Annotated in this window: 24 protein-coding genes and 1 riboswitch; of the genes, 18 read left to right on the forward strand and 6 right to left on the reverse strand. The window is 65.6% G+C overall.

Annotated features, from left to right (window positions below; genetic code table 11):
* Positions 1–221 precede the first annotated feature (221 nt).
* From PMN64_RS29260 to PMN64_RS29300, 9 genes are all read left to right on the forward strand, one after another.
* Positions 222–1,379 carry a thiolase domain-containing protein gene (locus PMN64_RS29260; protein WP_018272091.1) on the forward strand — a complete coding sequence of 386 codons (1,158 nt, stop codon included), beginning with the start codon at positions 222–224 and terminating at the stop codon, positions 1,377–1,379.
* Entirely contained in the window at positions 1,379–1,768 is a 390-nt protein-coding gene (locus tag PMN64_RS29265; protein ID WP_076831312.1) for a Zn-ribbon domain-containing OB-fold protein, read from the forward strand. Before PMN64_RS29260 ends, PMN64_RS29265 begins: the two co-directional genes overlap by 1 nt.
* 205 nt (positions 1,769–1,973) lie before the next feature.
* Positions 1,974–2,834 (forward strand): MaoC/PaaZ C-terminal domain-containing protein, encoded by an 861-nt coding sequence (locus PMN64_RS29270; RefSeq protein ID WP_411783158.1) that lies wholly within the window; start codon positions 1,974–1,976, stop codon positions 2,832–2,834.
* Positions 2,835–2,970: 136 nt separating this feature from the next.
* A complete protein-coding gene (locus PMN64_RS29275) occupies positions 2,971–3,849 on the forward strand; it encodes an SDR family oxidoreductase (protein ID WP_411783159.1) in 879 nt (292 codons plus the stop codon).
* A 127-nt stretch (positions 3,850–3,976) separates the two neighbouring features.
* Positions 3,977–4,930: a dihydrodipicolinate synthase family protein gene (locus tag PMN64_RS29280; protein WP_411783160.1), complete on the forward strand. Its 954-nt coding sequence runs from the start codon at positions 3,977–3,979 to the stop codon at positions 4,928–4,930.
* Positions 4,931–4,932: 2 nt separating this feature from the next.
* A complete protein-coding gene (locus PMN64_RS29285) occupies positions 4,933–5,733 on the forward strand; it encodes an NUDIX hydrolase (protein WP_411783161.1) in 801 nt (266 codons plus the stop codon).
* Positions 5,734–6,036: 303 nt separating this feature from the next.
* Positions 6,037–6,948: a DMT family transporter gene (locus PMN64_RS29290; RefSeq protein ID WP_411783162.1), complete on the forward strand. Its 912-nt coding sequence runs from the start codon at positions 6,037–6,039 to the stop codon at positions 6,946–6,948.
* Positions 6,949–7,086: 138 nt separating this feature from the next.
* Entirely contained in the window at positions 7,087–8,058 is a 972-nt protein-coding gene (locus tag PMN64_RS29295; RefSeq protein ID WP_411783163.1) for a Bug family tripartite tricarboxylate transporter substrate binding protein, read from the forward strand.
* A 144-nt stretch (positions 8,059–8,202) separates the two neighbouring features.
* A complete protein-coding gene (locus tag PMN64_RS29300) occupies positions 8,203–10,884 on the forward strand; it encodes a PAS domain S-box protein (protein WP_411783164.1) in 2,682 nt (893 codons plus the stop codon).
* Between the two features lie 467 nt (positions 10,885–11,351).
* Here the strand turns inward: PMN64_RS29300 and PMN64_RS29305 are convergent, their stop codons facing one another.
* A complete protein-coding gene (locus PMN64_RS29305; RefSeq protein ID WP_026192881.1) occupies positions 11,352–11,702 on the reverse strand; it encodes a GrlR family regulatory protein in 351 nt (116 codons plus the stop codon).
* Between the two features lie 237 nt (positions 11,703–11,939).
* On the opposite strand from PMN64_RS29305, the gene PMN64_RS29310 reads away from it, so the two are divergent.
* Positions 11,940–12,371 carry a hypothetical protein gene (locus tag PMN64_RS29310; RefSeq protein ID WP_240537240.1) on the forward strand — a complete coding sequence of 144 codons (432 nt, stop codon included), beginning with the start codon at positions 11,940–11,942 and terminating at the stop codon, positions 12,369–12,371.
* Between the two features lie 15 nt (positions 12,372–12,386).
* On the opposite strand, the gene PMN64_RS29315 is transcribed toward PMN64_RS29310, so the two are convergent.
* On the reverse strand, positions 12,387–12,770 hold the full coding sequence (locus tag PMN64_RS29315; RefSeq protein WP_026192879.1) for a VOC family protein: 384 nt from the start codon (positions 12,768–12,770) through the stop codon (positions 12,387–12,389).
* Between the two features lie 200 nt (positions 12,771–12,970).
* Here PMN64_RS29315 and PMN64_RS29320 point away from each other — a divergent pair, with 200 nt between their 5' ends.
* Both PMN64_RS29320 and PMN64_RS29325 read left to right on the forward strand, forming a co-directional pair.
* Complete coding sequence (locus PMN64_RS29320) at positions 12,971–13,669, forward strand: hypothetical protein (RefSeq protein ID WP_411783165.1); 699 nt, start codon at positions 12,971–12,973, stop codon at positions 13,667–13,669.
* Positions 13,670–13,883: 214 nt separating this feature from the next.
* Positions 13,884–14,408 carry a hypothetical protein gene (locus tag PMN64_RS29325; protein WP_028339252.1) on the forward strand — a complete coding sequence of 175 codons (525 nt, stop codon included), beginning with the start codon at positions 13,884–13,886 and terminating at the stop codon, positions 14,406–14,408.
* Positions 14,409–14,529: 121 nt separating this feature from the next.
* Here the strand turns inward: PMN64_RS29325 and PMN64_RS29330 are convergent, their stop codons facing one another.
* Positions 14,530–14,940 carry a hypothetical protein gene (locus PMN64_RS29330; protein ID WP_411783166.1) on the reverse strand — a complete coding sequence of 137 codons (411 nt, stop codon included), beginning with the start codon at positions 14,938–14,940 and terminating at the stop codon, positions 14,530–14,532.
* A gap of 217 nt (positions 14,941–15,157) precedes the next feature.
* Positions 15,158–15,237: riboswitch (ZMP/ZTP riboswitch) on the forward strand.
* A gap of 15 nt (positions 15,238–15,252) precedes the next feature.
* On the opposite strand from PMN64_RS29330, the gene PMN64_RS29335 reads away from it, so the two are divergent.
* The 6 genes from PMN64_RS29335 (at position 15,253) to PMN64_RS29360 (ending at position 19,433) form a co-directional block, all read left to right on the forward strand.
* On the forward strand, positions 15,253–16,116 hold the full coding sequence (locus tag PMN64_RS29335; RefSeq protein ID WP_411783167.1) for a bifunctional 5,10-methylenetetrahydrofolate dehydrogenase/5,10-methenyltetrahydrofolate cyclohydrolase: 864 nt from the start codon (positions 15,253–15,255) through the stop codon (positions 16,114–16,116).
* Between the two features lie 129 nt (positions 16,117–16,245).
* A complete protein-coding gene (locus tag PMN64_RS29340) occupies positions 16,246–16,698 on the forward strand; it encodes a MaoC/PaaZ C-terminal domain-containing protein (protein WP_028339249.1) in 453 nt (150 codons plus the stop codon).
* A 225-nt stretch (positions 16,699–16,923) separates the two neighbouring features.
* Positions 16,924–17,346: a zinc-ribbon domain containing protein gene (locus PMN64_RS29345; protein ID WP_411783168.1), complete on the forward strand. Its 423-nt coding sequence runs from the start codon at positions 16,924–16,926 to the stop codon at positions 17,344–17,346.
* Positions 17,347–17,569: 223 nt separating this feature from the next.
* Entirely contained in the window at positions 17,570–17,863 is a 294-nt protein-coding gene (locus PMN64_RS29350; protein WP_016846480.1) for a hypothetical protein, read from the forward strand.
* A 245-nt stretch (positions 17,864–18,108) separates the two neighbouring features.
* Entirely contained in the window at positions 18,109–18,480 is a 372-nt protein-coding gene (locus PMN64_RS29355; protein WP_016846479.1) for a hypothetical protein, read from the forward strand.
* Positions 18,481–18,662: 182 nt separating this feature from the next.
* Positions 18,663–19,433 (forward strand): hypothetical protein, encoded by a 771-nt coding sequence (locus PMN64_RS29360; protein WP_411783169.1) that lies wholly within the window; start codon positions 18,663–18,665, stop codon positions 19,431–19,433.
* A gap of 88 nt (positions 19,434–19,521) precedes the next feature.
* Here PMN64_RS29360 and PMN64_RS29365 read toward each other — a convergent pair whose 3' ends face one another.
* The 3 genes from PMN64_RS29365 to PMN64_RS29375 are packed head-to-tail and all read right to left on the reverse strand — an operon-like array spanning position 19,522 to position 22,030.
* Entirely contained in the window at positions 19,522–20,718 is a 1,197-nt protein-coding gene (locus PMN64_RS29365; RefSeq protein ID WP_411783170.1) for an arabinose transporter, read from the reverse strand.
* 48 nt (positions 20,719–20,766) lie between these two features.
* Positions 20,767–21,543, reverse strand: a complete 777-nt coding sequence (locus PMN64_RS29370; protein ID WP_411783179.1) for a carboxymuconolactone decarboxylase family protein — start codon at positions 21,541–21,543, stop codon at positions 20,767–20,769.
* A gap of 37 nt (positions 21,544–21,580) precedes the next feature.
* A complete protein-coding gene (locus PMN64_RS29375) occupies positions 21,581–22,030 on the reverse strand; it encodes a cupin domain-containing protein (RefSeq protein WP_411783171.1) in 450 nt (149 codons plus the stop codon).
* Positions 22,031–22,061 lie beyond the last annotated feature (31 nt).

Below are 22,061 nucleotides of genomic sequence, written 5' to 3' on the forward strand. Positions count from 1 at the left end.
CTGCTCACGGTCCTCAATGCCATGATGCGAGACCGAAAGCCGTACCTACAGACCAAACCGACATAACAGTTGCCGGCTTTCGCCGGGACGACATTTGTGTTTTGGGCGCGCGCACGGTGCACACGCCGCAGTCTCGCCTGACGGAATATTTCCGCGCTTGCCAAGGTCGCGCCGTCGGTTCAGAAAAACGCTCGAGCGAAGAAACGCCAGCGGAGAGCGATTTGACCATCAAGGGCAAGGCCTACATTGCCGGGATCTACGAACATCCCACCCGGCACGCACCCGATAAATCAACAGCACAGCTTCATGCCGAGGTCGCCAAGGGCGCGATCGAGGATGCTGGGCTCACCAAGGACGATATCGACGGCTATTTCTGCGCCGGCGATGCGCCGGGCGGGCTGTGGCCGATGGTCGATTATCTCGGCCTCAACACCAGGAAGCTGCGTCACGTCGACTCCACCGAGACCGGTGGCTGTTCCTATCTGATCCATCTCGGCCACGCCGCCGAGGCGATCGCCGCCGGCAAATGCTCGGTCGCGCTGGTCACGCTGGCGGGCAAACCGCGCACCGGCCCGATGCCGCCGCGCGCCTCGGGCGCTGAGGCCGATTTCGAATCCGCCTACGGGGCTACCACGCACAATGCCTATGGCATGTGTGCCATGCGCCATATGCACGACTACGGCACCACCTCCGAACAACTCGCCTGGATCAAGGTCGCGGCCTCGCATCACGCGCAATACAATCCGCATGCGATGCTGAAGGAGGTCGTCACCGTCGAGGACGTGCTGAACTCGCCGATGATCTCCGATCCGCTGCACCGCATGGATTGCTGCGTCGTCACCGACGGCGGCGGCGCGATGATCGTCACGACGCCCGAGATCGCCAAGAGCCTGAAGAAGCCGCTGGTGCGCCTGATCGGCCATGGCGAGGCGATGAAGGGCCCGCGCGGCGGCAAGGATCTCGACCTGACTTATTCCGCCGGCGTGTGGTCCGGTCCGCGTGCCTTCGAGGAGGCGGGCGTGACGCCGAAGGACATCAAATACGCCTCGATCTATGACAGCTTCACCATCACGGTGCTGATGCAGCTCGAGGATCTCGGCTTCTGCAAGAAGGGCGAGGGCGGCAAGTTCGTCGCCGACGGCAATCTGATCTCGGGCGTCGGCAAGCTGCCGTTCAACACCGATGGCGGCGGCCTGTGCAGCAACCATCCCGTCAATCGCGGCGGCATGACGAAAATCCTCGAGGCTGTGCGCCAGTTGCGCGGCGAAGCGCATCCGAAGGTGCAGGTGAAGAACTGCGACCTCGCGATCGCCCACGGCACCGGCGGTCTGCTCGGCGTTCGCCACGCCGCCTCAACCTGCATTCTGGAGCGTGCGTGATGTCTGAAGCGAAGAAGTACAATGCCCCGGTGACCAACCCGGAGACCGCGCCGTTCTGGGAAGCGGCGAAGGCGGGCAAGTTCATGATCAAGCGCTGCAACACCTGCGGCGAGGCGCATTACTTCCCGCGCGCGATCTGCCCGTTCTGCTTCTCGGACAAGACAGTGTGGGAAGAGTCGAGCGGCGAGGCCACGGTCTACACCTACAGCCTTATGCGGAAGTCGCCGACCGGTCCCTATGCGATCGCCTATGTGACGCTGAAGGAAGGTCCGTCGCTGCAGACCAACATCGTCGATTGCGATCTTGAGAAGGTGAAGATCGGCCAGAAGGTCAAGGTGGTGTGGAAGCCGACCGACGGCGCCCCGCTGCCGTTCTTCACGCCGGCCTAACCTCAAAAGTACCTTCCCCCCTTGCGGGGGAAGGTGGCAGCGCAGCTGCCGGAAGAGGGGTTCTCTCCGCGAGAGATGCGTTTGAGGAGCCAACCCCTCTCCCAGACGAGTTTGCGTTTGATGCCGGTGCGGCCCTCTCTCGCAAGGGGAGAGGGCGCAATAATGCGCAACGGCGAAGAAAGAACAGTTCGGGGAGAAAACAACAATGCCGATCGTGTACGAACAGCTGATGGCCCTGAAGAATCTCGGCCAGAAATACAGCTACACTGACCGCGACGTGATGCTCTATGCCTATGGCATCGGCTTGGGGGCCGATCCGATGGACGAGAACGAGCTCGCCTTCGTCAATGAGGGCGTGCTGACGCCGCGTCCGCTCAAGGTGGTGCCGACGTTTGCGTCGGTCGCGGCGTGGGGCGCCGGTCCCGGCGAGATGAACCTCAACCGCGTCATGGTGGTCGACGGCGAGCGCGACATCACCTTCCACAAGCCGTTCGCGATCGCGGCCCACATCACGGCCGACTCGACTGTGCTCGACGTGTTCGACAAGGGCAAGGACAAGGGCGCGGTGATCCGCCACCAGACCGTGCTGAAAGACGAGAAGGGCGAGAAGCTCGCCACGCTGGTCGCCTCGCGCTTCGCCCGCGGCGATGGCGGCTTCGGCGGCCCGTCCGACGGCCAGCCCGAGCCGCACAAGGTGCCGGAGCGCGCGCCGGACAAGATCGTCGACATCACGACGCGGCCCGACCAGGCGCTGGTCTATCGGCTCTGCGGCGACCGCAACCCGCTGCACTCCGATCCGGAGTTCGCCAAGAAGGCCGGCTTCCCGCGGCCGATCCTGCACGGCATGTGCACCTACGGCATCACCTGCCGCGGCGTGCTGCAGACCTACGCCGACTTCGATCCGTCAGCCTTCAAGCAGCACGTTGCGCGGTTCTCCTCGCCGGTGTTCCCCGGTGAGACCGTGACCATGGAGCTGTGGAAGGACGGCAATGTGGTGTCGTTCGAGGCCAAGGTGAAGTCGCGCGGCGTCACCGTGATCAAGAGCGGCAAGACGGTGCTGGCGTAGCTTTCCGTCATTCCGGGATGGTCCGAAGGACCAGACCCGGAATCTCGAGATTCTCGGTGCGCAATTGCGCACCTGAGGGTTCGCGCTGCGCGCGCCCCGGAATGACGGCAATCAATAACAACACGGAGAAACAACCATGGGATTACTCGACGGCAAGGTGGCGCTGATCACGGGCGCCGGCGGCGGACTTGGTGAAGCCTATGCGAAGCTGTTTGCGCGCGAGGGCGCGGCCGTGGTGGTCAACGATCTCGGCGGCCCGCGCGACGGCTCGGGCTCCGACAAGTCGATGGCCGACAAGGTGGTCGACGCGATCAAGGCCGAGGGCGGCCGTGCGGTCGCCAACGGCGCCGACATCTCGACCTTGGCCGGCGGCCAGTCGGTGTTCGACGACGCCATCAAGCATTTCGGCCGCGCCGACATCCTAGTCAACAACGCCGGCATCCTGCTCGACGAGACCTTCCACAAGGCCAAGGAAGCGAACTGGGACAGGGTGATGAAGGTGCATTTAAAGGGCACCTTCTGCTGCACCCAGCCGGTGTTCAAATGGATGCGCGACAATGGCGGCGGCGTCATCGTCAACACGTCCTCGACCTCGGGCCTGATCGGCAATTTCGGCCAGACCAATTACGGCGCCGCCAAGGGCGGCATCTGGGGCCTGTCCAACGTGCTGGCGATCGAGGGCCGCAAGTACAACATCCGGATCTGGACCTTGGCGCCGGGCGCGCTGACCCGCATGACCGCGGATCTGCCCCGCTACAAGGAGAACCCGGGTGCGGCGCTCGGCCCGGACGGCATCGCACCGGCCGTGCTCTACATGGTCAGCGATCTGTCGGGCGACCAGACCGGCAAGGTCCTCGGCGTCTCGGGCCCGCGCGGGGTCCGGGAGATGAGGATGATGGAAATGGAGGGCTGGAAGCCGCCATTTACCGGCTGGAAGGCCGAGGACATCGTCGCCCACGCCAAGGATATCTTCTTCTCCGAGGAGCAGATCAAGATGGGCGCGCGGCGGTTTTAGATGATAAACGTCGTTCCGGGGCGTCCGAAGGACGAACCCTCAGGTGCGCAGTTGCGCACCGAGAACCTCGAGATTCCGGGTTCACGCTTCGCGTGCCCCGGAATGACGATCAAAAATTGAGGCATCCATGAAACTCACCGCCCAGGCCGCAGGAACCTTTGCGATCGCGCCGACCCCGTTCCACGATGACGGCCGCATCGATGAGGCATCGATCGACCGGCTGACCGATTTCTACACCGATGTCGGCTGCGACGGCGTCACCGTGCTCGGCATCCTGGGCGAGGCGCCGAAGCTCGATGCCGCGGAGGCGGAGCAGGTCGCGCTGCGCTTCGTCAAGCGCGCCAAGAAGCTGCAGGTGATCGTCGGCGTCTCGGCGCCCGGCTTTGCCACGATGCGCTCGCTGGCGAAGAAGTCGATGGACGCGGGCGCCGCCGGCGTCATGATCGCGCCGCCGCCGCACCTGCGCACCGACGACCAGATCATCGGCTACTTCAAGCAGGCGCAGGAAGCGATCGGCGACGATATTCCCTGGGTGCTGCAGGACTATCCGCTGACGCTCACCGTCGTGTTCACGCCCGCGGTGATCCGCAAGATCGTGATGGATTCGCCGTCATGCGTGATGCTCAAGCACGAGGACTGGCCGGGCCTGGAGAAGATCTCGACCTTGCGCAACTTCCAGAAGGACGGCTCGCTGCGGCCGCTGTCGATCCTGGTCGGCAATGGCGGCCTGTTCCTCGACTTCGAGATGGAGCGCGGCGCCGACGGCGCGATGACGGGCTATGCCTTCCCCGAACTGCTGATCGACGTCGTCAACCTGTCCAAGGCCGGCAAGCGCGATGCGGCGCATGATCTGTTCGACGCGCATCTGCCGCTGATCCGCTACGAACAGCAGCCCGGCGTCGGCCTCACCGTGCGCAAATACGTGCTGCAGAAGCGCGGCATCATCTCCTCCAGCGCGCAGCGCAAGCCGGGTGCTGTCATCACGCCGCAGGCTAGGACGGAGGTCGACTATCTACTTTCCCGCGTGGCGCGCGTCGACCGCCGCGCCAATCTGCAACCGCAATCCAGTGCAGCAGGCTAATCATGACCGAGATTGTTGCCCCCCGCCTAGCCTCGACCGTGCTGCTGCTGCGCGACGGCGCGGCGTCACGTGAAATCGAAGTCTTCATGATGGTTCGCCATCACCAGATCGAGTTCAACTCGGGTGCGCTGGTGTTTCCCGGCGGCAGCGTCGACAAGAACGACAAGGAGATCGCCGCCGATTCCGCGCTCTATTCCGGCGGAGAAGGGCTCGACGGCGACGCGCTTGGCTTCCGGATCGCGGCGATCCGCGAGACCTTCGAGGAGAGCGGCATCCTGCTGGCGCGGCCGGTAGGCTCGAAGGACCTGGTCGATGCGAAGCGGGCGAACGAGATCGCGACCGCGCATCGCGCGGCGTTGAACGAAGGCAAGATCAGCTTCCTCAAGGTGCTGACCGACAACGGCATGGTGCTCGCGCTCGACGAGCTCGTGCCCTATGCGCACTGGATCACGCCGGAGGGCATGCCGAAACGCTTCGACACCTGGTTCTTCCTCGCCGCCGCGCCGCCCGAGCAGCTCGGCGCCCATGACGGCAAGGAATCGACCGACTCGATCTGGGTGTCGACCCGCGAGGCGCTGCAGGGCGGCGAGACCGGCCGCTTCAAGCTGCCGTTCCCGACCACGCGCAACCTCATCCGGCTCGGCAAGCAGCCGAATGTCGGTGCCGCGCTTGCCGACAGCAAGGGCAAGCCGATCGTCGCCGTGATGCCCGTGATGACCAAGACCGCCACCGGCCGCCAGCTCCGCATCCCCAAGGAAGCGGGCTACGACGGCGAGGTGTTCGACGTCGGGGCGCTGGGGTAGGGGCGTCGTCCCGAGCGATGGCGTGTGCGTGACTCACAGGCGGCGCAACACGCTCGGCGTCGTCCCGGCCTAGTGCGCAATTGCGCACGGGAGCCGGGACCCATAACCACCGATCTTCATTGTTGCGCGACGCTGGGGCCGCACCTTCTTCCAACAACACAACCCTGTGGTAATGGGTCCCGGCTTTCGCCGGGACGACGATGGGAAAGAGGGGCGCTCTCTTCACACTTCGGCTCATATCGAAATATCATCACCTCCCACGGATCTAGTTTCCGTCTCCAGCATCGAGACGGAATCTGCAGAATGACGACCACGATCCCCCGCCAGCCCAACATGGGCTTCGAGCTCGCTTTGCTGCTCGCGCTCGCCACCCTGTGGGGCGGCTCCTATACTTTCATCAAGCTCGGCGTCGAAACCATCCCGCCGATCACGCTGATCGCGGCGCGCACCGCGATCGCGGCGCTCTTGCTGCTCGTCATCATGCGGATGCGCGGTGTGACGATGCCGAACGATCGCGCCACCTGGCGCCGCTTCATCTTCCAGGCCTGCCTCAACAGCGTGATCCCGTGGACGCTGATCGCCTGGGGTGAACGCTTCGTCGATGCCGGGCTCGCCACCATCCTCAATTCGGCGTCGCCGATCTTCACCTTCCTGTTCACCGCCGCGATCACCCGCCACGAGGCCGCGACCCCGCGCAAGCTGTTCGGGGTGATATCAGGCATGGCCGGCATCTGCCTGATCGTCGGCGTCGATGCGTTCCGCGATCTCGGGCAGGGGATCGTGGCCGAGGTCGCGATCGTCGCCGCCACCATCTGCTACGCCTGTGCCGCGATCTTCAGCCGCGGCTTCAAGGGGCTCGATCCGATGGCGCCGGCGGCGGGTTCGCTGATCGCGGGCGCCGCGATCCTCGTTCCGCTCAGCCTTGTCGTCGAGCGGCCCTGGACGCTGTCGCCGTCGACGACGTCGCTCGCCGCATTGCTGGCGCTTGCGGTGTTCTCGACCGCGATCGCATTCGTGATCTACTTCCGCCTGATCCAGACCCTCGGCTCGGTCGGCACCACCGCGCAGGCTTACTTGCGGGTGCCGATCGGGGTGGCGCTCAGCGTCATGGTGCTGGGCGAACGGCTGAGCCCGACGGCGTGGATCGGGCTCGCCTGCGTCGTGATCGGCGTCGCCGCGATGACGATTCCTGCGCGAAGGATCGCGGCGGCCTGACGTCATCGCCGCGATGACGATTCCTGCGCGCAAGATCGCCACCGCCTGAAGTTTCGCCCGCTGAAACCGGCGCCTTGCTGCCGTCAGGCAATCCCTGCATGCTGCCCGCAACGAGATCACAGGGCGGGAAACGGGACGATGTTGCGGCGGATCAGCCTCATTGCCGGTGCGTGCATGGCGTTGCTGGCGATGGCAGGCACGGTGCGCGCGCAGGAGTTCCCGAGCCGGCCGATCCGCATCGTCATTCCCTACGCGCCGGGCAGCGTCGCCGACGTGTTCGCGCGCATCATGGCGCAGGACATGCAGGAGCAGTGGAAGGGGACGATCGTCGTCGAGGCCAAATCCGGCGCCAACGGCTCGATCGCGGCCGAGGAGGTCGCACGCGCCGCGCCCGATGGCTACACATGGCTATTGGTGACGACCTTCTTCACCGCAAGCCCGGCACTGAACACGCAGCTGCGCTGGGATCCGGTCAGGGACTTCGTGCCGGTCGGGCAGATCTGCCTCGCCCCGAACTTCTTCATCGTGCCGACCTCGTTGCCGGTGAAGACCGTCGCCGATTATGTCGCGCTGGCCAAGGCCAAGCCGGGCACGCTGAACTACAGCCATCCCGGTAAGGGCTCGACCGGCCATCTCGGCTTCGAGCTGTTCAAGCGGCTCGCCGGGATCGACGTCACCGCGATCGGCTATCGCGGCTATCCGCAGATGGTGCCCGATATCGCGAGCGGCCTGATCACCTCGAGCTTCCTGTCGGCCAACCAGGCGCTGGCCCAGGTGCAATCCGGCAGCATCAGAATCATCGGCGCGATCAGCGACGGCCGCTCGAAATACTTTCCCGACGTGCCGACCATGGCCGAGCAGGGCTTTGCCGAGGCGCAGGTGACGCCGTGGTTCGGCTTCGTGGTGCCGGCGGGCACGCCGCAGCCGGTGGTCGAACGCATCAGCGCGGCGCTGGAAACCGCGCTGGCCTCCGCCGAGGTGCGGAAGAAGCTGGATGTCGCCGGTTGCGACGCCCGGAGCGCGCCGCTGAAGCAGTTCGCCGACATCATCAAGGCGGACGTTGCGCTGTGGGCCAGGGTGGTCAAGGAGGCTGGCATCCCGCCGGACTGAGCCTGCCACTGGCCCGTGCCGGAAGCGGTCAGCTGCGGGGAGGGGTGATACAGGTCACACCGGCCGGCCTGGCCCTTCAGCATGTTTCCCCAAAGCCCGTAATTTCCCGTATATTGCGGCCCATTGGACCCCGGCCTTGATGACATGACCGCTGAATTGCCGCCGAATTCGCAAGCGCCGCGTGCGTTCTCCCTCTCCATTGGCCAGCTCACGTTCGGCAGCTTCCTGCTGGTCCTGGCTGTGATCATCATCACATCCACCGCCAGCGTGATCGCGATCCGCCACATCGATACGACCTTCGCCGAGCTGCAGCGGCTGCAGAGCGTCGGCGACATCGCCGAGGATATCGACCGCCGCATGAACGAGCTGCGGCTCGCGGCGCGCGATTTTGTCACCGAGCCGGGCAGCCAGTCGGTCCAGGTCGCGGAGGCGGCCCAGTCGCTGAGCGAGATCCTGAAAAAGACCCGCATCAAGCTGGCGCCCGAGCAGCAGGACATGATCGACGGCGTCACCCAGCGTCTGGCGACCTATCGCAACGGCATCGAGCGCATCTCGGCGCTGCTCAGTCGCCGCGCCGAGCTGGTCGCCGGGCTGCCGCCGCTGCGCGACGCCTTCGACAAGGCGGTCGCCGCGAGCAACGATGCGGCGCTGGCCAATGCGCTGTCGCAATCCCAGAGCCGGATTGCCACCGCGCTGCTGGCGCACAACACGTCCGCCGCCGAGCAGGCCGCGCAGAGCATGCGGGCGATGACCATCTCAGATCCCGCGCTGCGCGGCGCCGTCGACAATTATGCCGAGGCGATCATCGCGGTCTCGGTGCGCGAGGGCCAGATCGCCGACATCGACAAGGAGGTGCTCGGCGCCGAAGGCCGGCTGATCCAGAAGGTCACCGAGCTGCTCCGCGAGCTCAGCTCTCGCCGCGGCCACGTGCTGTCGCGCGATTTTGCCCGGACGCTGGCTGAAGCAAAATGGCAGAGCATCGTGCTCGGCACGGCGGGCGTGCTGATCGGCCTGTTCGCGTCGGTGCTGGTGGTTCGCCGCACCGTCCGCCCGCTCGCCAGGATCGCGGGCTCGATCCGCAAGGTCGCGGGCGGCGAGAAGAGCGCGTTCATTCCCGGCGCCGACCTCGACAACGAGATCGGCGACATCGCACGCGCTGCCGAAGTGTTCCGCCAGACCCTGGTCGACGCCGACAGCGCGCGCGAGGCGGCGCTGCGTGCGCTCGCCGAGCAGCGGCTCGCCGAGGAGAGCTACCACAAGCTGTTCGAGGCGTCGGTCGAGGGCATCTACGTCACGACGCCGGGCGGCGCGCTGCTCAACGCCAATCCGGCGCTGGCGCGGATGATGGGCTATGGCACGCCGCAAGACCTGATCAAGGGCATCGACGACATCGCCACCACCGTCTATGTCGATCCGGCGGCGCGCGAGCAGTACCAGCAGCTGATGCAGCGCGATGGCATGGTGCGCGACTACGAGTATCAGGTGCGCGCGAGCGACGGCACGGTGCTGTGGCTGTCCGATTCGGCAACCGTCGTCCGCAACGACGAGGGCGAGGTGGTCCGCTACGAGGGCACGGTGCGCGACATCACCGACCAGAAGCGCGCCGAAGACGCGATCGCCGAAGGCCGGCGGCTGCTGCAGATGGTCATCGACACGGTGCCCGCCGTCATCAACGTCAAGGACCGCGACCTGCGCTACGTGCTGATGAACCGCTACATGGCGGGGATCTTCGGCATCGAGCCGCAGGACGCGATCGGCCAGACCACCGGCGATTTGATGTCGCGCTACGGCGCGGCCAAGACCGATGAGAACGACAAGCGCGTCCTGTCGGCTCGCCGCGAGCTCGGCTTCTATGAAGAGGAGTACAAGGACGTCGCCGGCAACATGCGGCAGTGGCTGGTCAACAAGCTGCCGATCCTCGACGCGCAGGGCGACATCGAGAACATCGTCACGGTCGCGCTCGACATCGGCGAGCGCAAGCGCTCCGAGCAGGAGATGCGCAAGGCGCGGGATTCCGCAGAGGCCGCGCTGCGCAATCTGCGGGAAACCCAGAATTCGCTGATCGAGGCCGAGAAGCTCGCCGCGCTCGGCCGCCTGGTGGCCGGCGTCGCCCATGAGGTCAACAACCCCGTCGGGATCAGCCTGACGGTGGCGTCCGCGCTGGAGCGCAAGACCGCGAATTTCGCCACCCAGGTCGAGCGCGGCGACCTGCGCCGCTCCAGCCTGAACGACTTCCTGAACACCGCGCGCGATGCCTCCTCGCAACTCGTCGCCAATCTCAACCGCGCCGCAGAGCTGATCCAGTCGTTCAAGCAGGTCGCCGCCGACCGCAACTATTCCGACCAGCGCACCTTCGACCTCGGCGATCTCACCGAGCAGGTGGTGATGAGCTTGCGGCCCGGCCTGCGCAAGCACAACCTGACGCTCAACATCGATTGCGAGCCGAACCTGATCATGAACTCCTATCCGGGGCCGTATGGCCAGGTGCTGACCAATCTGTTCCTCAACGCGGTCGCGCATGCGTTCCCGGACGGTAAGGCCGGCGAGGTCGAGATCCAGGTCCACGCCGCCGGAGGCGACAATGTCGAGGTGATCTTCGCCGACAATGGCTGCGGCATGAGCCTCGACGTGCGCCGCCGCGCCTTCGATCCGTTCTTCACGACGCGGCGCGATCAGGGCGGCACCGGGCTCGGCCTGCACATCGTCTACAGCATCGTCACCACGCGGCTCGGCGGCCGGCTCTCGCTGGATTCCGCACCGGGCAACGGCACCCGCATCCAGATGATCCTGCCGCGCGTCGCGCCGCTGGAGCAGGCCGCGGAGTAGGGCGGCGACGGCAAGCCGCGCGCTTGCTCCAGCTCCGTCATCCCCGCGCAAATGCTTCGCCGTTGTCGCTGGAGGCGCGAGCAGAGCGAGCCTCGAAGGATGAACGGCCTGCCGCTGGCCGTCGACCCTTCGAGACGCGCGCAAGGGCGCGCTCCTCAGGGTGACGGGTTGGATAGATGCGCGGTTTCGCATCGCGGCGTCATTGCGAGGAGCGAAGTGACGAAGCAATCCACCGCTCTGCTTGCGGCACCATGGATTGCTTCGCTTCGCTCGATGGACTGGCCGAAGCGCTATCCCCGTCATCCTGAGGAGCGGCGAAGCCGCGTCTCGAAGGATGCGCGGCCCGGCTCGTGGCCGTCGATCCTTCGAGGCTCGCCCAGCGGCGCGATTGCGCCGCAAGGCTCGCGCCTCCAGCGACAAAGGCGAAGCCTTTGCACGGGGATGACGGGTCTGATGGTTTCACACCGCTAATTGATATCCGCGAGCTTGTGCAGTGTGGCGCCGAAGATCAGGCTCGCTTTGCCGACCAGTGCGGTCCCACTCATGGTGCCGCGGGTGTCGGTGAAGGTGCCGGAGACGCCGATGCCGACGGGCGCAGGCCCGCCGAAGAGCGGGTTGTCGGTGTCACGCGGCGTCGTGTGGCGTTGCACAAGGACCTCGCCCTTGAAGGCATCGCCCTTCACCGTGTAGCTGCCGGTGTAGTAGAGATAGGCGTCGCCGCCCAGAATCTGGCCGTCGCGGAAGAGAATGACGCCGCTGCCCTTACCGACGCGACCGTCCAGCAGGGTGACGTGAATTGAGTAAAGTCCGTTCTTCATGACGTCCCGATTGCTGGCCGCCGCGCCCACGGCAAGCCAGTTGGTTTTTTATGCCAAAGCGAGCAACCTCGTGCAATGCGGCAGGTTGATTCCCGGGTGTCCCGCGTTCGGGTGACACCCTCGGTTCCTGCCAGGCAGTGTGACGGCGCGATGACAGCGGACCGTACGCGCGAATCAAAGTGGCCCGCGAAATGCATAGCTCTGGTTGCACTGGCCGGTGAGTGCTGGAGCAAACACATGTCTGACTGGATTGAATCCGGTGGCCATTGGGCACGCCCTCGCAGGCTCAATGGAACTTCGGCCCGTCATGCGGGCCACGTCATCGTATTCCTCGGGTTGATAACGCTGGTGCTGGTCGCGGCCGTGCGAATCGCGCAGGCGCGCGATCCCGACGGCCGCTACGCCAATTCGCCGCTGAAGGAATGGTTCGACGGCCTGCGCAGCGGCAAAGGGCCGTGCTGTTCGGATGCCGACGGCACAGCAGTCAGCGATGTCGACTGGGAATCCAAGGACGGGCACTATCGTGTCCGCCTCGACGGGGCGTGGATCGATGTCCCCGACGAGGCCGTGGTCACCGAGCCCAACCGGGTCGGTCGCGCCATGGTCTGGCCGATTCCGAGCTACATGGGCGTGACGATCCGCTGCTTCATGCCGGGCAGCATGACCTAGCGCCGCACGCGTGGCTCACACGTATTTCTGGTCGCGCTCGAGCAATTCGATCGAGATGCCCTGCGGGCCGCGGATGAAGCAGATCCGCACGCCGGGACGGATCGTGGTCGGCTCCTTGGTGAATTCGACGCCCTTGGCCTTGATCTCGGCCGCGACCGCGTCGATGTCCTTCACCGTGAGCCCGAAGTGATCGAGCCCCTGATAGGGCGTTACCGGCGCAGCGTTGACGCCGTCGCCCTGGGTCACCTCCGCAATGAAAACCTTGGCGCCGCCGAGCTGGACGTCGATGCGGCCGGGGCCGCGGATGATCTCGCCGCCGAGAATGTCGCGCAGCCAGGTCGCGGTGGCCTCGGGATCGGGACTGCGCAGGTGGACGTGGTCCCAGGTGACGACAGGCATTGCGATCTCCTTGTTGTTCTCGCGCCGCTTCGGCGCGCGGCGCTCGCTCTCGGGCGGCGCGAACTTAGCGAGCGGCCGGCCATGAGGCCATCCCTCCGTGCTGCCGGCCGCAAGATTGTCGTCCCGGAATGAAACCATTGCGGCCGTCAGCGATTGTCTCGCGTGGCCGCTCGACCTGCGGCCGCCCCGGAAGCCGCGCGGTGCGGCTTCCTCTCTGTGTGGGGGCGGCCCGATCAGGCCGCCAGGGTGAGGGCACGACGATGCGGATCGGCTTGGCGTCGTTTCGAAGGTTGGCCGCCGGACGTCTCGGTGAGGGCGGCTTCTACGCCGGTCTGCTGCTGCCGCTGATTGCGCTCGGTGGGATCGCCGCCTGGTTCATGCTCCCCGAGCCGAGCGACGCCGGAGACCAGGATGTCTGGCCGGTGTCGTCCAGCATCGTCCGCACCGCGCAGAACGCCTCTACCGGCGCGCAACCCGCCCAAATCACAAATCAGGCCGCGCGGGATGCGCTGGCCGCACCGGCGGACGAGCCGACCACCGTCGGCGTGGCCACCGCCTCACAGGGGGCAGGGGAGGCCAGGCCGTCCGGGCCTGGCGCCGAAAGGTCGCCGCTGGACAAGCTGCGGATCGCCTCGCAATCGTGGCGGCGCGGCGGGCTGGGTTCGAAGGCGCTCGTCACCCTGACGCTGCGCAATGCAAATGATTTCGCCGTCAAGGATATCGAGATCGCCTGCGCCTTCATCCGTCGGGACGGTCGGCCGCTGACCGAGCGCAAGCGGCTGATCTCCGACACGATCGCGATGAAAAGCCGCAAGACCTATTCGCGGATGTTGGTCGGGTTCGTCAATGTGAACGCAAACAAGGCGAAATGTTCGGTCGTGACGGCGAGCCGCCTTTAATTCCCGGCATCCCGAAAAAGTGACCGCGAATTGACTTGCCGGGTGAACCGTAACGGCCGGACAGGAACTAACTGATAAACCAGCCGTTAGCGAACGACCCGGGAGCGCGGACCGCGTCCGGGTGATCATGCGCAGACGATGAGATCGCCCGCGCGATGACTGATGTCGTCGCGCCGAGATGAACCGCGCCCGCTGCGCGGGGGGAGCTACCAAAATGCCTGTGGCGCGTTATTTCCTGTTCGTTGGTGGAGTGCTGCTCGCGCTGCTCTTCGTCGTCAATTCCATCGTGCCGCAGGAGGCCGTGGTCGCCGGTCAGAACCAGGGCCTGTCGTCGCCGGGCGTCGACAAGACCATGGTGCGCATCAAGTCGACCCAGAAATTGCCCGAGCGGGTGGTCTACGACACCAATTTGCCGACCATTGTTCCGGCGCAGGTCAACGCGGTCGCCGCGGCCGTCCCGTCGGCTTCGGGTGACGCGTCGGCGCAAGCCCGTGTCCGCAATACGTTCGCCCAGTTCATTCCGCCGGAGAAGGCTGACGCGCAGAAGGTCGCGGCCGAGGCAAAGCCGGCCGAGCAGCCGGCGCAGGCCCAGCCTCAGGCGCCGAAGAAGCGCAAGGTCGCGCGCTACCATGCCCATCCCCAGCAGCCGATGCGGCTGGCGCAGCCCGGCATGTATCAGCCCTACCGCGTCGCGCAGCAGCAGCGCATGGGCTTCTTCGGCGGCTTCGGCACCTGGTAAGAAAGGGCCGCCCGCAGCCGGCAATCAATGCGCCGCCGCAAACACTTGCGGCGGCTTTTTCATGTCCGCGATCAGGCGGGTGGCCGGATCCGGGACGGCGTCCGAGCGCTGCTCGCTACCTTTAGCGCGGCAGGCGCGGAATCTTGTCCGCGAAGCCGTTGTAGCAGGTCAGCCGCTCGTCCTCTTCCCTCACGAAGCGGCAATCGTTGACGCCCTTGGCCGGGGTAGCCTTCGGCTTCGGCTGCGGCTTGAAGATCTCGTCGTAGCAGATCAGCCGTTCCTTGGTGGCGTCGTCGATGTCCTGACAGGCCTGAAGCTTCTGGGCGACCGATTGCGGCTTGCCGGGCGCGGCAGGCTTCTCGCCCTTCTTGGCGGCCGACTTCTTGCCGACCTGGACCAGCGGCTTGTCGCCGACCATCGGCTGCGAGGTCGCCGCCGCCGGCTTGTCTGCGTCGGCGGGGGCCGGCGTGGTGCCTTGGGCAAGCGCGGCAGCCGGGCAGAAGAGCGCCAGCGCGAGGATGATATGTCTCATGTCGAAAATGTCCGAAATGGCGTGATGACCGGAAGGATGGCGCCGGGGATCGGAAAAGCCCGGCAAGCGCCGAGACTTAACGCAAGTCTTGCCCGAATCCTACCCCCAGAGGCGATCCGCCCGGCACCGATCCACCGGCAAAAGTGAGGGCAATTCGTCGCCGTTCGACCCGCGGAAGAGCGTGAATTGCCTTTGCCCGGCGGGGCGGCTATGACGACGCCATCTGCGCGACTGGCGCTTGGATGGACCACCATCGGGGAGCGCAGAGACTGAACGCCGCGCGCCTGGGCACCGCTTCGAAACGGAGGTGCCATGACGGCGAACATTCTCGATGGGCATGCGCATGCCCAAATTGTCATCGACAAGATTGCTGGCGAACTCGACCGGCTGCCCCGCGCACCGGGGCTTGCGGTCGTGCTGGTCGGCTGTGACCCGGCGAGCCAGATCTATGTGCAGAGCAAGGTCAGGATGGCGGAACGGCTCGGGCTGCGCGGCGAGGTCGCACGCCTGCCGGACGATGCCAGCGAGGCCGATCTGCTTGCCAGAGTAGAGGCGCTCAATGCACGCGACGATATCGACGGCATCCTCGTGCAGCTGCCGTTGCCCGTGCATATCGACGCCTTGCGCGTGATGGCGGCGGTCGATCCCGCCAAGGACGTCGACGGCCTGCACGCCCTGAACGCCGGCCGGCTGTTTCACGGCGACGATGCGCTGGTGCCGTGCACGCCGCTCGGCTGTCTCCGGCTGATCAAATCGACCCTGCCAGACCTCACCGGCGCCCATGCCGTGGTGATCGGCAGCTCCAACATCGTCGGCAAGCCGATGGCCGCGCTGCTGCTGCAGGAGCACGCGACCGTGACGCAGACCCATATCCACACCCGCGGCATCAGCAGGATCTGCCGCGAGGCCGACATCCTGGTGAGTGCGGTGGGCAAGGCCGGCCTCGTGCGCGGCGACTGGATCAAGCCGCAGGCCATCGTCATCGACGTCGGCACCACGCGCGTCGAGAGGCCGGGCGGCGGCTATGCGGTGTGCGGCGACGTCTCGTTCGACGAGGCGGTGCTGGTCGCCGGTGCGATCACGCCGGTGCCGCGCGGCGTCGGCCCGATGACGATCGCCTGCCTGATGGAGAACACGGTGAAGGCCGCAAAGGCGAGGGCGGCCCGGCTGCAATAGCGTGGGATGCCTGCGGCGATACGCGAGCGGCGGGTGTCGCTCGCGTATCGCGCGCGAAGTTCATGACGTCCGGGGTAATGGAAAGCCCGCACCATTGGTCTAGCATCGCGCGACAGATGGAGGCGCGCGATGTTGTATGCGGAAGATCTTACCGAGGGCCAGACGTTCAAGCTTGGCAGCTACACCATCGGTGAGGCCGAGATCCTGGAGTTCGCCGGGAAATATGATCCGGTGCCGATCCATACCGATCCCGTCGCGGCGGCAGTGGGCCCGTTCGGCGGCCTGATCGCAAGCGGCTTCAACACCATTGCGATCTATCAGCGGCTCGTCGTGGAGGCGATCTGGACCAAGGTGGCGGGGATCGTCGGGCGGAGCTTCGAGATTCGCCTGCCGAGCCCGGTTCGGCCCGGTGCCACGCTCACCGGCCAATCCCGGATCCAGAAGATCACCATCAGGCCGGAGCGGCGCGACGCCGTCGTGATCTTCAAGACGGAGCTGGTCAACGACGAGCAGCGCCCCGTTCTTGTCCTCGTGCTCGACGCGCTGATCCACATGCGGCCGGTGGAGCAGGGGCGGGCGTAGCTCGGCTGACGGGGATGCCGAAGTCATCCGCCTCGGACGGCGGCCAACGCCGCTAGGTGTTTCCTGCACGCGATCTTGTCGTGGCGCAATGTTGCGGCAATACAATTATGACAGGCTGGCGGCAGAACAGCAGCGTATCAATGACGTCATCAGCGACGAGTCGTGCTGCCCGGTATTTACTTCGTCGATGCGCCGAAGGCATTCGACCCAGACGGATGTGCCGACGTGAAACGCAGCAAGCAGACGCACGGAGAGATCGAAGCCAGGCGGCGCAAGGCCGAGGAATGGCGCCGCATGCAGACGCAACGCGCCGCTGAACGGCAACGTCTCCGCGATTACAAGATTGCGCTGGCGCGCGACGAGGTTGCCGTGGATACGACGCGGCTCGCGCCATCGAACAGCTATTCGACTCCCGATTTCGTGCTGCGCGGAACCTATCGACCGGAGCCCTTCGTCTGCAAGGACTGCGGCGTTGCCGAGGTCTGGACGCCGTTGCAGCAGAAATGGTGGTACGAGACCGCCAAGGGCGATGTATCTACCGCGGCGGTGCGCTGCCGGGCCTGCCGCACCAGGGAGCGCGCGCGCAAATCCGCCGCACGCCGCGTGCATCTGGAAGGACTCGCAAGGAAGAAGCCTCTCGTCTCGTAGCGATGGGCGTGACATCAGAGCCGCACTCCACATCTGATCCGCGGGGAACCAGTGCGCAGGCGGTCAATGCGTCGCGCGTGCGGAACGTTTCGTTGCCTGATTGGTTCGAGACCTTGAAGCCCCCGATGTGGGGTGCGGGCGGGGAGGAACCAGCCAAGGAAACTTGTCAAGGAAACCTGTCAAGGAAACCATCGCGGCCGGAACCAACGAGAAGGAGCAGCGGATGAAACTCAATTCCACGCAAGTCAAGCAGACCATGACGCAACTGAATGCCCAGGTGCTTCCGGACGATCACCCGGCCGTGGCGCAACTGAACAGCGTGTTCGGTGAGCACACATTCTTCGTCGACACCAGCGGGCTCAAGGTGCTTGAACCGGCCCAGACCTCCGACATGCCGGGGCAGACCGGCGAAGTCGTCAGTCTCGCCGAGTGGAGCGATCCGGAGCTGACGTCGCTTCGGCCGCACGAGCCCGAGCCGACTGGCGTGCTCATCGCGCTTGAACCCAGCAAGCACTGAAGCGTTCTCGCGCGAAGTGGATACCGGTTCGCGCAAGCAAAACGCCACCAAGCAAGGGGATTGGAGAGCATGATCCGATTCAATCGGATCATGCTCTTTGTGCTGCATCGCGCGGCCCCCGCGATCGGCCGTCCTGATGGCGACAGCCCCGACGTCAGATCAAGAGGTGCCGAAAGTCACATGGCAAATCAGCGCCGCCTGCGTATGCATCGGTTCGAGATGGGTATCCAGGCGGTGAGGGGCAGATGGGGATCGTGCGGCGCTGGAGCCCTGACGAGGACGAGAAGCTCAGGGAACTCGCCAGGGCCGGCAAGAACGCTCTCGAGATCAGCAACGAACTGACCCGCAGCGCTTCGGCCGTGCGCCGGCGCGCCGAGGTCCTGTCGGTCCTGATTATGGCAAAGGCGTTTCGCGCGCGCCCCTCGCATGTCGCCACCCATCTCGAGCGGGTCGCGATCGACGCGATCCGCAACCGCCGTCCGTTTCCCGCGGGCGTCGGGCCGAGCACCATTGCCGGAATGATCGAGAAGGGCTGGATCGTCCCCGAGATGGGGCGCAGATACAACGTGACCGATGCCGGCGTGGAGGCCGTGCGGCGGAAGATTCCGAGCGGGTGAGAGCGGAGCAGGCTGCGCGTTCGAAGCACTGCGCCGAAGCGGCTGGCCCGGCGCCGTGCGAGCGGGCGGCTATTCGACACCGAACGCAAGATTTTGCGCCCGAGACGGCTGCCTGGTCCGTTCAATGATTGGAGGCGCGACGACCAGCGGTCTCCCGTCCACCCTCCGATCTGATTGCCCCGATGCTCAACGCCCAGCAAGCCCAAGCCGACCGATACCAGCGTTTCGCCGATCTTGCGCCTTGCGTTCACGAGGCGATCGGTACCATCGGCGCGTTGACACCGGCTCAGCGGTTGGATGCGGATTTCCTCGAACGCGAATTCATCCCCGCGCTGGGGCTCAATGACGAGTTGCTTCACGAGCAGCCGCCGGAGCTGGCGCCGAACTTCGGCAAGGGCCTCCACCTCTGGCAATATCCGAACCAGCTTGCGCCGTACCTCGCCTGGCTCGCGCGCAATGCGTCCGGCGTCTCCTCGTACATGGAAATCGGCTGCCGCTGGGGCGGCATGTTCATCCTGGTGACGGAGTGGTTGAGGAACAGCGGCGCCGACCTCAAGACCGTGATTGCACTCGATCCGATCGCGCCGACGCCGTTTATCTCGGCCTATTTCGATCTGCTGCAGCGGCAGGCCGCTATCGAGCCGATCTACATGCAGGATTTTTCAACCTCGCCGCTGGTCGGTGCGCATGTCGACCGGCTGAAGCCGGACTTCGTCTTTATCGACGGCGATCACAGCCTGCGCGGTGCGCTACAGGATCATCTGCTGGTGCGTTCGCACGCCCGCATTATCGTGCATCATGACATCCATTCCCAGGCCTGTCCCGATACCACGCTGCTCTGGAAGGCGCTGAAGCAGTTCGAGGCGCCGAGCTTCGATACGTTCGAATTCACCAGCCAGTATCCGTCCGTCAATGGCTCATTCCTCGGCATCGGGGCCATGAAACGGCGCTGACGCGGACAAGGCGGCATGACACTTTGCAAGCGCGTGTTCTAGCAACGAGCCGGAGCGCGACGACGATCCAGGCCAATCTCATCACGTTCTAGCGCGTCGCGCGCTCGCTGCCGACGAGGCGCGCGGCGATAGCCGCCGTGCAAAGCGTGACGCCGCCGCTGACGATGAATACCGCGCTCAAGCCGTCCCGATCGGCGATCCAGCCCAGCAGAGGACTCCCGATCGCCATGGCGACATCGAGAAACGCCGTGTAGAGGCCCATTGCCAGCCCCCGGTGTTCGGGTGAGGTGCCCCGAACGGCCTCGACGCCCAGCCCCGGAAAGACGAGAGAATAGCCCAGGCCGGCAAGCGCGGCGCCGACGGATGCGGTCGCGCCGTCTCGCGCGAGCCCCATGACGATCAGCCCGGCTGATTGCACCAGCACGAACCAGAGGGCGATCCTGGCACCGCCGAATTTGTCCGGCAGATGACCGCACACGACGCGCACGCCGATCAGCGCGACGCCGAAGGCCGTAAAGCCCAGCCAGATCGGTTCCCAGTGCCCGACGGCGTAGAGGAGGGAACTGAAGGCGAGGATCGCTCCATAGCCGGTGCTGCTGAGCGCCGCGGCAACGCCCGGCAGCCACACCGCGCCGATGACGTATCCGAAGTCGGATTTCGCCGGCCGCGGTTGCGGCAGAGACCCGTTCGCCCGCACCAGCACCAGGAGAACGAGCAGCGGCAGCACGGTGCTGAAAGCGCCGATCGCCACAAAGCCATGCGACGCAAACAGCAGCGCACCGAGCGGTCCGCCACAGGCAAGCGCTGCGAACATCGCCGTCCCGACCCAGGCGATGACCTTGCCGGCATGCGCGGGATCGACGAGGGCAAGGCCCCAGCTCACGCCACCGGTGACGATGAAGCTCTCGGCGCCGCCGAGCGCCGCGCGTCCGACGAGAAGAATCGTTATCGAAAGCGTCGGCGTACCCTCGAAGACCGACGACAGAAGATACAGCAGGCCGGCAACCGCCGCGGTGACGAGACCTGTCACGACGGCGCGTTTTCCTCCCTTCGCATCGGAATAGGAGCCGGACCACACCCGGGAGAGCAAAGACGCCGCGAATTGCGTGCCGGCCACCATCCCAACAACGACGCTTCCGAAGCCGAGATCCCGGCTCACATGCAGGGGAAGCACCGGCAATGCGGCGCCGACGACGAGAAAGCCTGCCAGTACGGCCGCCATGACCGGCAGCAAGGTGATGGCGGCGGATCGTGCCGCACTGGATGGCGAGAGCGAACGCGACATGTTGTAACCGGCCGCCTTCACAGGTGCACGCGGCGCATTTGGACGTGATCAGTTGGCGGAGCGCTTCTCGAACACGGTGCGGGCGACCGGAGCGGCCGAAAATGCGTTCGGCCATCCGGCATAGTAGGCGAGATGGCTGATCACTTCCGACGCTTCCGCGCGTGTCAGCCCGTTATCCATCGCCCTGTTGAGATGGTAGGGAATCTGCTCCACCTTGCCGGCGGCGATCAATGCACTGACCGTCACCAGGCTGCGGTCGCGCGGCGCAAGGTCGGGCCGGAGCCAGAGGTCGCGGAACAAGACCTCCGCGGTGTCGCGTACCAGGCCCGGCGAAGCTGGTCCTGCGCCTTGAGCCACCCGGGCCGCCCGATCGGCTTCGGACGTCTCGTCGAGCGGCAGCAAAGCGACCGAAGCGTCGGGAAGCTGATCCGGGCCAATTCCGCGCGCGCGAAACACTTCCTTGGCGATCGCGGTCGCTGCCATCGCATTGCCCCAGCCGGCATAGAAGGCCAGATGTGTGATGATCTCGGAAATCTCGCCGGGCCTCACGCCATTGTCGAGCGCGAGGTTCAACTGCTCGGGCAGAAGGATGCCCTGGTTGCGGGTGATGACCGCGGCGACCGTGACAATGCTGCGGTCGCGCGCCGTCAGATCGGGCCGCTTCCAGAGATCGTTGGCGAGCTTGTCCGTGGCGTAGCGTTCGAGCGCCGCCGACACCGCTCGCACGTCGTCGCGAGACAGGCTTCCGGTCTGCGATCCTGCTTTCGTCTCTGCATCGGCGGCTCCCATGGATAGTGCGAGTGCCAAAATGGTCGAAGTCTTCATGGCGAACCCTTTCAAGGCTTGCTCCCGCTTACCGGTACTACTGGTCAGAAACCGGCTCGAGCCAGTCCACATTCTTTCCGTCCTGCATGTAGCTGACGGCGATATGCGCCATCGGACTGGTGGCGGTCGCGCCGTGCCAATGCTTGATGCCGGCAGGAATCCAGACGACATCGCCCGGATTGATCGTGCGCTTGTCTTTGCCGTCTTCCTGCACCCAGCCTTGGCCGGTGGTGACGATGAGCAACTGGCCGGCCGGATGCGTATGCCAGACGGTGCGCGCTCCGGGCGCGAAGTTGACGAGGCCGGTGCTCGCGCGCGTGAAGTCCGTCGCCGGATAAAGCGGGCTGATGACTGCCCGCCCGCTAAAATTGTCCGCGGCGCCGAACATCGCGGGGGCGCTGCCGTTGACACGGATTTCGATGCCGTCCGCTTGCGCGGGCAGGATGCCGGTCGCGCCGATGGCCGCTGCCGTGAGAACTTTTTTCATCTGCGTTTTCCTCCGGTTCTTTCGTGAGGGG

The sequence above is a fragment of the Bradyrhizobium sp. UFLA01-814 genome, from assembly GCF_046718885.1.
Classification (GTDB): domain Bacteria; phylum Pseudomonadota; class Alphaproteobacteria; order Rhizobiales; family Xanthobacteraceae; genus Bradyrhizobium; species Bradyrhizobium elkanii.

Bases quoted from the DNA above. Each gene is read 5' to 3' on its own strand.
- PMN64_RS29295 (WP_411783163.1), top strand. From the start codon at position 7,087: ATGTTGCGGCGGATCAGCCTCATTGCCGGTGCGTGCATGGCGTTGCTG.
- PMN64_RS29350 (WP_016846480.1), top strand. From the start codon at position 17,570: ATGAAACTCAATTCCACGCAAGTCAAGCAGACCATGACGCAACTGAAT.
- PMN64_RS29270 (WP_411783158.1), top strand. From the start codon at position 1,974: ATGCCGATCGTGTACGAACAGCTGATGGCCCTGAAGAATCTCGGCCAG.
- PMN64_RS29300 (WP_411783164.1), top strand. From the start codon at position 8,203: ATGACCGCTGAATTGCCGCCGAATTCGCAAGCGCCGCGTGCGTTCTCC.
- PMN64_RS29315 (WP_026192879.1), bottom strand. From the start codon at position 12,770: ATGCCTGTCGTCACCTGGGACCACGTCCACCTGCGCAGTCCCGATCCC.
- PMN64_RS29335 (WP_411783167.1), top strand. From the start codon at position 15,253: ATGACGGCGAACATTCTCGATGGGCATGCGCATGCCCAAATTGTCATC.
- PMN64_RS29265 (WP_076831312.1), top strand. From the start codon at position 1,379: ATGTCTGAAGCGAAGAAGTACAATGCCCCGGTGACCAACCCGGAGACC.
- PMN64_RS29370 (WP_411783179.1), bottom strand. From the start codon at position 21,543: ATGAAGACTTCGACCATTTTGGCACTCGCACTATCCATGGGAGCCGCC.
- PMN64_RS29275 (WP_411783159.1), top strand. From the start codon at position 2,971: ATGGGATTACTCGACGGCAAGGTGGCGCTGATCACGGGCGCCGGCGGC.
- PMN64_RS29365 (WP_411783170.1), bottom strand. From the start codon at position 20,718: ATGTCGCGTTCGCTCTCGCCATCCAGTGCGGCACGATCCGCCGCCATC.
- PMN64_RS29330 (WP_411783166.1), bottom strand. From the start codon at position 14,940: ATGAGACATATCATCCTCGCGCTGGCGCTCTTCTGCCCGGCTGCCGCG.
- PMN64_RS29360 (WP_411783169.1), top strand. From the start codon at position 18,663: ATGCTCAACGCCCAGCAAGCCCAAGCCGACCGATACCAGCGTTTCGCC.
- PMN64_RS29285 (WP_411783161.1), top strand. From the start codon at position 4,933: ATGACCGAGATTGTTGCCCCCCGCCTAGCCTCGACCGTGCTGCTGCTG.
- PMN64_RS29325 (WP_028339252.1), top strand. From the start codon at position 13,884: ATGCCTGTGGCGCGTTATTTCCTGTTCGTTGGTGGAGTGCTGCTCGCG.
- PMN64_RS29280 (WP_411783160.1), top strand. From the start codon at position 3,977: ATGAAACTCACCGCCCAGGCCGCAGGAACCTTTGCGATCGCGCCGACC.
- PMN64_RS29340 (WP_028339249.1), top strand. From the start codon at position 16,246: ATGTTGTATGCGGAAGATCTTACCGAGGGCCAGACGTTCAAGCTTGGC.
- PMN64_RS29290 (WP_411783162.1), top strand. From the start codon at position 6,037: ATGACGACCACGATCCCCCGCCAGCCCAACATGGGCTTCGAGCTCGCT.
- PMN64_RS29310 (WP_240537240.1), top strand. From the start codon at position 11,940: ATGTCTGACTGGATTGAATCCGGTGGCCATTGGGCACGCCCTCGCAGG.
- PMN64_RS29375 (WP_411783171.1), bottom strand. From the start codon at position 22,030: ATGAAAAAAGTTCTCACGGCAGCGGCCATCGGCGCGACCGGCATCCTG.
- PMN64_RS29355 (WP_016846479.1), top strand. From the start codon at position 18,109: ATGGGGATCGTGCGGCGCTGGAGCCCTGACGAGGACGAGAAGCTCAGG.
- PMN64_RS29305 (WP_026192881.1), bottom strand. From the start codon at position 11,702: ATGAAGAACGGACTTTACTCAATTCACGTCACCCTGCTGGACGGTCGC.